Raw genomic sequence first — 9,992 nt, 5'->3', positions numbered from 1 at the left:
CCGTCGACTCTGCGAGAAATGTCGGACGACATCAGGATGTCAGTGGCTGACGACATGGGTTGTCAGTGGTCGGCGACATACGGACCTCGCTCTCGCTTGCTGCCGGCATCTACGGCCCGTGGACGTGTGCAGGACCACGCCGTCGACTCTGCGAGAAATGTCGGACGACATCAGGATGTCAGTGGCTGACGACATGGGTTGTCAGTGGTCGGCGACATACGGACCTCGCTCTCGCTTGGCGTATTGCCCTTTCGTCCCGCGCAAGCCACTGACACTTCCGACGTCGCCGACCACTGACGTTCTCGTGTCGCCCAACAGCGGTGTTCCGACTCGGAACAGGGGCCGCGTTCCGGTTCGGAACACCCGGGCCCGAGCGGGAGCAAGTTATGGGCCAAGACACTCTTCGCCCCGCCGCCCGGGAGTGCGGCAGGGCGAGCGTCACGGTGCTCCCCGACCGAGGGCGGCCGGGGAGAGGTCGCCCTACGAGTCGTCGTACGAGTCGCCCTACGAGTCGCCTCACCGGCCGTCGAGCCGGGGCCTTGGTCAAGGGGGGTGACCTGCGGTCAAGGGGCCCGGTCAAGGGCCTTCAGAGCGCCGACTACTTCCCTACGGCACCCCCTGGGAAGTCCGGCCCGAGGTTCCGCCGGCCTCCCGCGCTTCACCGCCTGGTGCTCGTCGTCGTTTCGTATCGGCACCGCGCGGTGACGATACCTTGGTCCCCGCTCCGGACCGGCCCGGATGCAGCGCACCTCTGGCACCTCGACCACGTACCGTTTCGTCCGTGACGAATCGTGAGCCGCAGCAGCCCGCCGAGAACGACGACCAGGAGCACGACGGCGACGTCCTCGACGTCCGCGAGCGCACGGTCGTGACCGAGCGGCTGGTGTCCACGACGTGCGCCTGGTGCGGCGATCCGATCGCGTACGACGGCGTCGGCCGGCCCCCGAAGTACTGCCGGGACTCCCACCGCAAGCGAGCCTCCGAGGTGCGCACCGCGGCCCGTCGTGCGGACCGTCCGGTCGAGGAGGGCGGCCGTACGACCGAGCCGGTGCGCGAGGTCGTCGAGCGGACGGAGACGGTGCTGCGCACAACCGTGCGCCGCGGCCCGTCGAAGGTGCGGCTCCCGGAGGACATCTACGAGTGGCAGCAGGCCCTCCGGCAGCTCCGGGACGAGGTACAGCGCGGGCGTCTCGCCGGGTTCCACGACCTGCTGCTCCGGGACCTGGAGGCGACGGCCGCGGCCGTCCGCGAGCACCGACACGAGCAGCGCCGGCGGGAGGCACTGCCCGTACCGGCGCCCCGTTCCCCGCGCCCGCAGGGGAGCCGGAAGAAGCGCCGCAAGCGCCGCTGACGGCGCGGACTTTCGTCCCGGACGAAACCTTGGGCACTCATAGTGGAAGAGGTGTGCCCGTTTCCGTCGTGCTGTTCAGGTGCCTGTTCCTGGTCGTGTGCTCGCGCTGACCCCCGTGCTTGGCGTGCTCATCCCGACAGTGCGGTCGTCCGAGGTTCGCGCGGCTAGCCCCTACCAGTGCTGGGGCTCTCATTCAATATCGACAGGAGTCCTCTTGAGAGCCCTTCTACCTGTCGTTCTGTATTGAATGAGGCCGCTCCCGCCGAGAGGCTGGAGGGGTTGCGGAGCTAGCCCCCGGCTGGCCCATAGTCCTGCTCGGCGCACCTCAGCGCTCTCCATCCCACACTCCGGCGTGCCTTTGGCATGCCCTGATGAAGGGGGACACCCTGTGCCCAACAAGCTTGTGCTCCTGGTCCTGGTCCTGGCGGGCGTGACGTTCATGCTTGTGGTCGTTGGTCTGGCCTACGTGGCCCACCGCCATCCGTCGACCGCCACGCCGCTGTTGGTTGCCGGAGCGGGCGCCACTGTGATGATCGCCGCCGTGACTGTCATCGCCACCCTGGAATGAACCGTCACGGCCGGCATCACCGGTGCTGATCTGAGGGTTAACCAGTGCTCGCGCACGCGTAGGGGGCCGGTGCCTGCATGACGAGAGGGACCGTCACACCTGGATGGTGTGACGGTCCCTCTCGTCGGTGGTCGGGATCACCAGTCGCGGTACCGCTCAGGGTCGTTCAGCACGGAGGCGAGCGAGTCGTATCCGGCGTCGCCGGAGCCGTCCAGCTCGTCGAGCCACGACAGCGCCTCGGCGTCGAGCGAGTCCATTGCCCGGGTCACCGCGACGTACGCCAGCATCCCTTCGTCCTCCCGGACTTCCCTGCCCTCGGCCGGGCGTGGGAAGTCCCGCGCGATCTGGACCGAGGACCACTCCCGGCCCTTTGCCCGGTGCTTCCTCTGTCTTTGATCTTGATCATCAACCAGGAATGCTGGCCTTTCGACGGTAGACGAGGACTCCCTGGCCGACCAAAAAGTAGCGTTCACTCAGTGAACGCCGGTGCGCCGGGCGTAGGGTCATGCCGATCACGCTCATGGAGAGGGGCCGCAGTGGGGCAGGGCCGGTACGAGTACGCGTTCGCCACACCTGATGATCTGGGTGGCCTCGACCGGTACCGCGCCTGGTGCGCTGCCGTTGGGCTGCCCGCCGTCGATGGCGGATACGGAATCCTCATGGTCGACGACTCGTTGGCCGGGAAGGTGACCCGATTGACGGAGGATGTCGAGTACGTACGCACGCTGGCCGCCGCGGCGAAGACCGCCACCGCTAGTGGAGGGGTGAGTATCCCCGCGGGGGTCTTCCCGTACGAGCGCCGGGGGTGGCCCGACGAATGGGCAAAGTGAACTACCGCTACGACGGAGGGACCGTCACACGCTGAGGCGTGGTCCCTCCGTCGTTTGGGGTGCGGGTCAGTCCCTGTACCGCTCCGGGTTGTTCAGGACCGAGGCGAGCGAGTCGTACCCCGCGTCCCCCGTGCCGTCGTACTCGTCGAGCCACGACAACCCGGAGTTGTCGAGCCGGTCCATCGCCCGGGTCACCGCGACGTACGCCAGCATCGCCTCGTCGCGCCGGATCTTCCCCGGCACGCCGTCGCGCTCGACCGGCGCCGGGAAGTCGTTGGCGATCTGGACCGAGTCCCACTCCCTCCCCTTGGCCTTGTGCGCGGTGCTCAGCACCACGTCCGCGTACTCCTCGGAGACCAGCCGGTTCATCGCCTTCACGACCTCGTCCGCGCCTTGGTCGTCGATGAGGCGGACGAACACGCGTAGGTCGCTGCCCCCGGACTCGTTGTACGAGTAGTCCTGGAGCTGCGCCCAGGTGGAGAATGCGATCAGCTCCGGGTGCGAGGTCGGCTTCCCGGCCTGTAGGTCGAGCGCGGCCTCGGCGAGCGCCTTGATCTGGTTCCCGCCGCCCACCAGCGCCGGGCGCTTGTCCTTCTCCAGCGCCTGCATCGCCCGCGCGACCGCCATCGCGTTCGTCCGGCACAGCACCGTCCGTGGCGCCGACAGAGGCCCCACCACCGAGGGCTTGCCCGGGTTCCCCTTCAGCCGCAGCCGCGCCCCGATCTGGACCAGCCAGCGGTTCGCCTCCTCGGCGACGGCTGGGCCGAACCGCCACGACTGCTGGAGCATCAGCCGCCGCGAGGCCGGCCAGTTCTGCATCGCGTCCACCGCGCCACGCCACCCGTAGATCGCCTGGGCGCTGTCGCCCACCGCGATCCGCTGCGCTTGCTGCGACCGGACCAGTTCCGCCACGACCGGGTTCGCATCCTGGGCCTCGTCGAGCAGGACGTAGTCGACGCCCAGCTTCGGCCGCTTCAGGGCCCACAGCTTGAGGTAGTAGTCGTGGGTGAACCGGTGTTCCGACCCCAGGTCCAGGGTTTCCGCCCACAGCCGCCGGGCGTATGGGAGGAGATGAGACCGCAGCTCCCACATCGCCTCGTCCGGCACGCCCACGACGTCCGGCACGTGCCCGGCCTCGACCTCGTCGGCCGCCGAGTGCGCGAACCGGTCGACCGCGTCCACCGCGATCCGCGCGAGCTGCTCCGGCGCGAGCACCAGGTCCTCCGTCACCCGCAACGGCTCCGTCAGCCGCAGCAGCTGCGCCGTACGCCGCGCCGGGACACGGACCTTCGTCCGCTCCTGGTAGTCCCGCCCCACCGCGTGCCACGCCAGCGAGTGCGCCGTACGGCAGTCGACCCCATGCGGGAACTTCCGCTTCGCGTCCTGGGCGATGGCGCGGTTGTACGCCAGGTACAGCCCGCGGCCGCGCATCTGCGACGCCGCCATCTGGAGCGTCGTCGTCTTCCCCGTCCCCGCCCCGGCCTCCACAACCAGGTCAGCGCCGCCGACACACGCGTCGACAATGGCCTCCTGCTCCGGCGTCGGCCGTAGCCCGCCCGCCCGCGCCCGTGGTGCCAGCGCTGTGCTCCTGGTCCTTCTCGACGGAGCCGGGGACGGCGCCGACAGCTCCGGTTGGGCCTGCGCTGGGACTTCCGTCACTGCCGGGGGAGTGACGGAAAGTGTGTGCTTCGGCTTCTTGGTCTCGCCGAGGCGTACCGCGGCGAGGTCGATCTGCCGGCCGACGGCGTGCGCGCCCATCGCCGCCCACATTGCGTCCAGCGCGGTACGGGCCGCACGGGCGTGCCGGACGACCTCCCGCAGCTCCCCCTCGTCGGTCATCCCCAGCAGCCGCAGCGACTCCCCCGCCGCCAGCGGGTCCAGCTCTCCGACGGCCGCCCTCGCGGCGGCCCGCAGCTCCTCCACTCCCCCGCGCTCCCGGGCACGCTTCGCGCGCATCCGGCACGCCGACCCGCAGAACTCCCTCGGCCTCCCGCCCTTCCGGGCCTCCAGCGTCTCCCCGCACCCCGGCGCCTTGCACTCCGCCACGCTCAACCCTCCGCTCCCCCGGTGACCCCACCGGGTCATCAGCTTCCGTCACATACGCCGAGTGTGACGGAAGCTGATGACCCGGAGAGCAAAAAACAATAATCCCCCATGTAACGGCTGAAATTGGAGGTCCGGCCAAGGAGAATTGCGGATTATCTAGGTAGATTAACCGCGAAACCCCAGCTAGAAGGGATGGGATTTTGGATAGTGCTGGTGAGGGGAGGGGTTGGGGTGGCTCAGATTGCGCGGTGGACGGCGGCGCGGAGGATGTCGCCGGTGGTGACGATCTGGGCCTGGAGCGTCGACTTCTCCAGCAGGGCGTCGGCGGTCGCGGGGCGGGCGAGTCCTGAGGTGAAGAGGGCGAGCCACCCGGCGCCCATGCCCGCGCGCTGGGCCTCGCGCAGCTCGACCTCCGGCCCGTCGCCCCACTTCTGCTGCCACTTCCACAGGGCCTCGACGGCGGGCGCGCTGGTCCAGTAGCAGGCCCTCACGAGCTGTTCGCCGAGGTCGTCCGGCAGCTCGACGGCGAGCCGGGCGGTGAGTGTGGTCCCGTCCTCCTCGGAGAGGCGGCCGTAGTGCCGGGGCCCGGCGCCCACCCGGCGGCCGGCGGCCCCCGCGTCCGCGGCCGGGACGGCGGCGAACGCCCGGTGCATCGTCCGGGCCTTCAGCTCCGCCCGGACCTGAGGTGCGAGGATCAGCTCGCGCGTCCCGCACAGCGTTCCCCGGGCCCGCAGCCGCGCGAACTCCTCTCTGATCCGCGCCCGTGCCATCGAGGCGGCCCTCCCCCGGAGGAACTCCAGTCCTTCCCGCTCTCGGGCGTCTGTCGTCCACTGCCGCTCGGCCGCCGCCGCGGCGTCGACCACCTCCTCCAGCATCCTCACGTCGACCGGTTCCATGGCCACCACGAACTGCTTCGTCATACCCATCAGGGTAGAGCCTTGAACAGGAGATTCACGGAGAATCAACCTAGATTTTCCGCCATTGTGCGGCGGGGCTGGCCGGGGGTTCTGCGAGTTTTGAGAGTGTTCTACGCGGGCGCGCGTACGCGGGAGGTGTCGGGGGCGCCGTACGATCCGGCGCATGACGTCTCCCCGCCGGCGCCTTGGGCGCGGTCCCCGGCTCGACCACGGCCTGGACCAGGCCGCCGAACTCTCGGCGGTGGAGGCCATGGTGGAGCACCGGGTCCTGGCGGCCGAGGCGGACCTGGGCCCGGAGCCGCTGTACCGGCCGGACATCGCCCTCGACGAGCTGCGCGCCCGCGGGGTTCTCGGCGCCGGGCCGCAGCCGGACGGCGCGGCGACTGCCCCGGCTGCGCCCCGACGGGACCGGTTGCGGGACTTCCGTCACTCGCCTGGGGTGTGACGGTAGGTTTCTCCGGGGCCGCAGCCGGATGCCCGGCCACGACGATGCGGGTCACGAGCGGAGCGAGAGTGCCGGGCCCAGCCGTATCGCGGCAGCAGCCAGCTCCCCCTCGGCCACGGCCGGGCGGTGCGTTCGCCTCGCGCGCCCGCGGTACTGACGGCGGGGGTACGGTCCGCGCCTCGGACGGCCCGCAATGGCGGTGAACCGGCCGCCACCCGGGCACCCCTCCCCCGCTGCTTGCCGCTTTTGACCACTCCGGAGCACCCGTAGTCGCCTGTGCTCGTGGCCACGGAGGCTTACGGACATTGGGCGCCCCCACGACGACGGTCGGTCGATTTCGGCGCGGTTCCCTCTGCTGAACTGGAGTGATATGGCTCGCATGCGTGCGATTCGTGCGAGAGGTGCGACGGGTGCGAGAGGTGCGTGGCGGGCGAGGTGTCGCACGGCTCGCACGGGTGAGAGGTCTAGGCTCCGGGGCACGGACAGCGGCGCCCGGGAGGGCGGGAGAGAGAGGTGCGCGATGGCGGGTGCGCGGTGGGATGTCGGCGACGACGAGGACGAGTGGGAGGGAGCGTCCGCCGGCACCGCGGACGGCGGAGCGTCCGTCACGGTGGTCGGCCTGCCGAAGGGCGGGGTGGGCAAGACGCGTCTGGCGATGATGTCGGCGCTGTACCTCGCGGTCCGGGAGAAGCGGAAGGTGCATGTCGTCGACGGGGACTCCACCAGCCAGACCGCGTACGCGTGGCAGCAGCACGCGCTGAAGGCGGGGAGGGACTGGCCGATCACGGTCAGCCGGTGCCCGCTGATCGAGATCGACGAGCACATCGACGACCTCCGTGCGGACAACGACGAGATCATCGCGGACGTCGGCGGCGGCAACAACGCGGTGTTCGAGGCGGCGCTGACGCGGGCTCACCGGCTGCTCGCCCCGGTCGGCGCCGATCCGAGCGAGACGGAGAAGCTGCCCGCGGCGTGGAAGATCGCCAAGCTCGCGGCGGCGGACAACACGGTCGGCGGCTTCGAGGGGTACGTGGTCCTGTCCCGGACAGACCACCAGACCTCGCTCCCGAGAGAGGCGAGGGAGGAGCTGACGAAGGGCGGCATCAACCCGGAGACGGGGAAGGCCCGCCGGGTCTACCCGGTGTGCGACACCGAGCTGGTGAAGCGGGTCGCGTACCAGCGGGCGTACAAGCATGTGCCGCGCGACTTCCTCGACGTCCCCGCGCTGTTGCGGGAGGTCGGGATGGTCAGTTCGCGGCGGAAGGGGAAGTGATGGTCAAGCCCACGAACTTCGACGGCCTGGACGACGAGGACGAGCTGCCGGTCGAGGTGACGGCCGACGTGGTCGCCCGGGACCGGCGGGCGAAGAAGGCCGCGGCCACCACCCGCCGCTCCTGGTACACCACGGCGGAGGCCGCCGACGCGCTCGCCGCGGTGGTCGACGACATCCACCACGCCACCCGCGTCCCCAAGCACCAGGTCGTGGCCGCGCTCTTTGAGGCCGCCGTCGCCCAGGGCCCGCGCGTCCAAGCCCGCCTTGCCAAGGGCTGGCCCCGCCGCTCGCACGCCTCGCAGGAGTGATACTCCTCGCACACAGGCGAGACGTGCGACGTGTGCGAGACGTATCACTCCAGGTAGAGGCAATGAAGAGGGCCCGCATCAGACGGTGCGGGCCCTCTTCATTGCCGTCGGGATCAGGCTGGTCAGCCCCCGATGATGTGCACGGTTGTGAGCGTCAGCACTGTGCTACTCACGTAGTAGACGACGAAGAATCCGCTCACCGTCGCTGACCGGCGGTCGGGCTCCCGCCGGCCCTTCGCCGGGGTCGAGCCGTGCCCGTACGGGTCGCCCGCGAGCCGGGACATCCCGGACTCGAACTCCCTGCGGGTTCCGGCAGCCATCTTGCGCAGCGAGTCACGGGCCTCGTCCGTGTACTCGATCCGGTACCGGCTCACGCCACCTCCGGCGTGGCGTACTGAGGCTCCTGTGGGTGGAACCGTTCTCCGGCCTTGATGCGGCCGATGTTCTCGTCGATCCGCTCCCATGCGGTGGCCGGGAGCGCCCACGCCGCCAGGACCTGCGGGAGCTGGGGGGCCGGGGTCTGCGCGATCTGCGCGTCGAACTCCGTCCGCTCCTCGTCGTCGGTGAGCTGTGCGCGCACGCTTTCGATCGTCATCGGCAGCTCCACCAGCTCGCCGTCGACGTACGTCGTCCACGCCGGTGTCTCACTCATCGGTCGGCCACCTCCTCGGGTCCATGCTGTCCACGACGACCACGGTACGCCCGCCCTGGTGCCCGGGGCAGGGCGTGAAGAAGCGCGCCCCAGCCGGTCGTGAAGGACCAAGGCCCGCACCGAGGGGTGCGGGCCAGGATCGCGGGGGGCGGGGCTGGAGGGGCGGAAGCCGTCAGCTCGACGGCGGGGCCTGGTAGTAGTCGCTGGTGGCGGGCTGGACCGGCCAGCCTGCTGACTCGGCCCGGAGCAGTGGGTAGCCGACGGCGAAAAGGGCCGCGTTCATCCGGATGTCTTGTACCTCGACGACACGGGGCTCCTCGTCGGGGTTCTCGGACGGGAGCTGGGTGACGCGCACGACGCGGAGCAGCGGAACTCCGGCCGCAGACATCTTGAGGGCCTCGGCCTCTCCGGGCGCGGGCATCCGGGCTGATACTTCCTCGCGCCAGGTGAGGGCCCGGCTTGCCCACTCCTCGACCCGGTCGTACATCCCGCCCAGCCCGGTGTCCCCGCTCAGGGAGGGAACCTCTTCGATGACCCACCGGGCGATCCACGAGTCGGCGAGCTGCCGGTGGTCTTCTTGCTCGGGGTCTCCGACCAGCCGCTTGCGCATGGTCAGCCGGGTACCGGTCTCCACGCCGAGGATTTCGGCGACGTCGGCGGGCGCGGCGGCCTCGCTGATCCTTGTCTTCTCGCCGTCCGGCCACGGGAGCGCCCGCCAGTGCTGGACCTCTGGCCCGGAGAAGTAGCCCAGCTCGTCGCGCTCGACCTGTCGGGCGCGGACCGTCAGCCGTACGCGGTCGGGGTGTTCTTTCACGAACACACCGGACCGTCGGCGGCTCTCGACCAGCCCCTCCCTAGTCAGCAGCACGTATGCCTTCCGCACGGTGATGTCGGAGACGCCGTGTGTCGCCGCGATGTCCCGCATCAGCGGGAGCTGTGTCCCTGGCGGGTACTCCCCCGAGGCGATGCGTTCCCGCAGGTCACGAGCGATTTCCTCGTACTGAGCGGCCATTTTCCTGTCCCTTCATCTCGACTCCCCAGATGTTTAACGTATACACCAAGCTTGCCCTTGCCACATCTAGCGTATACGTTATCTCCCGACAGCCAAGAACGGCCCCCGGCTGAGCCAAGGGCCGTCCTGCGTCTCGGAGTTGGAGCTCCGGGGCCGCTGATCAGGCGTTGGAGCGCCTGTTCGCCCCGAGTGTTGGAGCACCCGGGGCGGCTGTCGGACCCGATCCATGGGAGTGGAAGGACCGACGTTCTAGATGGTGGCAGCAACGCGGGTCGCATGGAGGCGCGTACTGCGGTACGGCGCCCTCCGTGGGACCCATCACGGGAGCAGGACCCCGACCTTGGGCCTTTCGGACGCCCCCGGTCGGCCGCCGGGGGTCGGCGGCGACGAGCTGCGGATGCGGGCGCTGCTGGCGGGGCTGGGGGTGTGCCGGTGAGCGGCTCGGTGGAGAACACGATGCCGTCGCCGGCCGGGGAGCCGTTGCCGGGGGGTGGTGAGCCGTTGGGGCCTCCGCCGGAGTGGTGGACGCAGGTGTACGACGAGGTCGGCACCGTGCTGCCGGGGCTCATGGAGCCGGAGCCCGGACCGCC

12 protein-coding genes are annotated in these 9,992 nt (G+C 70.2%); 6 read left to right on the top strand and 6 right to left on the bottom strand.

Features of this window, described 5'->3' with window-relative positions; genetic code table 11:
- Positions 1 to 781: 781 nt before the first annotated feature.
- On the top strand, positions 782 to 1,351 hold the full coding sequence (locus ACWCRA_RS34715) for a hypothetical protein (RefSeq protein ID WP_451069422.1): 570 nt from the start codon (positions 782 to 784) through the stop codon (positions 1,349 to 1,351).
- A gap of 388 nt (positions 1,352 to 1,739) precedes the next feature.
- Positions 1,740 to 1,919, top strand: coding sequence for a hypothetical protein (locus ACWCRA_RS34710; protein WP_451069421.1), 180 nt, complete (start codon positions 1,740 to 1,742; stop codon positions 1,917 to 1,919).
- A gap of 137 nt (positions 1,920 to 2,056) precedes the next feature.
- Here the strand turns inward: ACWCRA_RS34710 and ACWCRA_RS34705 are convergent, their stop codons facing one another.
- Positions 2,057 to 2,206 carry a hypothetical protein gene (locus tag ACWCRA_RS34705; RefSeq protein ID WP_451069420.1) on the bottom strand — a complete coding sequence of 50 codons (150 nt, stop codon included), beginning with the start codon at positions 2,204 to 2,206 and terminating at the stop codon, positions 2,057 to 2,059.
- Between the two features lie 249 nt (positions 2,207 to 2,455).
- On the opposite strand from ACWCRA_RS34705, the gene ACWCRA_RS34700 reads away from it, so the two are divergent.
- Positions 2,456 to 2,749, top strand: coding sequence for a hypothetical protein (locus tag ACWCRA_RS34700; RefSeq protein ID WP_451069419.1), 294 nt, complete (start codon positions 2,456 to 2,458; stop codon positions 2,747 to 2,749).
- 66 nt (positions 2,750 to 2,815) lie between these two features.
- Here ACWCRA_RS34700 and ACWCRA_RS34695 read toward each other — a convergent pair whose 3' ends face one another.
- Both ACWCRA_RS34695 and ACWCRA_RS34690 read right to left on the bottom strand, forming a co-directional pair.
- A complete protein-coding gene (locus ACWCRA_RS34695) occupies positions 2,816 to 4,795 on the bottom strand; it encodes a UvrD-helicase domain-containing protein (RefSeq protein ID WP_451069434.1) in 1,980 nt (659 codons plus the stop codon).
- Positions 4,796 to 5,031: 236 nt separating this feature from the next.
- Positions 5,032 to 5,715 carry a hypothetical protein gene (locus tag ACWCRA_RS34690; RefSeq protein WP_451069418.1) on the bottom strand — a complete coding sequence of 228 codons (684 nt, stop codon included), beginning with the start codon at positions 5,713 to 5,715 and terminating at the stop codon, positions 5,032 to 5,034.
- A 160-nt stretch (positions 5,716 to 5,875) separates the two neighbouring features.
- On the opposite strand from ACWCRA_RS34690, the gene ACWCRA_RS34685 reads away from it, so the two are divergent.
- The 3 genes from ACWCRA_RS34685 (at position 5,876) to ACWCRA_RS34675 (ending at position 7,738) form a co-directional block, all read left to right on the top strand.
- Positions 5,876 to 6,157 (top strand): hypothetical protein, encoded by a 282-nt coding sequence (locus ACWCRA_RS34685; protein WP_451069417.1) that lies wholly within the window; start codon positions 5,876 to 5,878, stop codon positions 6,155 to 6,157.
- A gap of 520 nt (positions 6,158 to 6,677) precedes the next feature.
- Complete coding sequence (locus tag ACWCRA_RS34680; protein ID WP_451069416.1) at positions 6,678 to 7,430, top strand: ParA family protein; 753 nt, start codon at positions 6,678 to 6,680, stop codon at positions 7,428 to 7,430.
- A complete protein-coding gene (locus tag ACWCRA_RS34675; protein ID WP_451069415.1) occupies positions 7,430 to 7,738 on the top strand; it encodes a hypothetical protein in 309 nt (102 codons plus the stop codon). The genes ACWCRA_RS34680 and ACWCRA_RS34675 overlap by 1 nt, the downstream gene beginning before the upstream one ends.
- A gap of 122 nt (positions 7,739 to 7,860) precedes the next feature.
- Here ACWCRA_RS34675 and ACWCRA_RS34670 read toward each other — a convergent pair whose 3' ends face one another.
- The 3 genes from ACWCRA_RS34670 to ACWCRA_RS34660 form a co-directional block, all read right to left on the bottom strand.
- A complete protein-coding gene (locus tag ACWCRA_RS34670) occupies positions 7,861 to 8,112 on the bottom strand; it encodes a type II toxin-antitoxin system RelE family toxin (protein WP_451069414.1) in 252 nt (83 codons plus the stop codon).
- A complete protein-coding gene (locus ACWCRA_RS34665; protein ID WP_451069413.1) occupies positions 8,109 to 8,390 on the bottom strand; it encodes a hypothetical protein in 282 nt (93 codons plus the stop codon). The genes ACWCRA_RS34670 and ACWCRA_RS34665 overlap by 4 nt, the downstream gene beginning before the upstream one ends.
- 172 nt (positions 8,391 to 8,562) lie before the next feature.
- Positions 8,563 to 9,402 (bottom strand): GntR family transcriptional regulator, encoded by an 840-nt coding sequence (locus tag ACWCRA_RS34660; protein WP_451069412.1) that lies wholly within the window; start codon positions 9,400 to 9,402, stop codon positions 8,563 to 8,565.
- Positions 9,403 to 9,992: the final 590 nt, after the last annotated feature.

Source organism: Streptomyces sp. NPDC001889 (genome assembly GCF_053594535.1).
The sequence above is the reverse complement of the archived record's forward strand: the minus strand, read 5'-3'. Positions and strand labels throughout refer to the sequence as shown.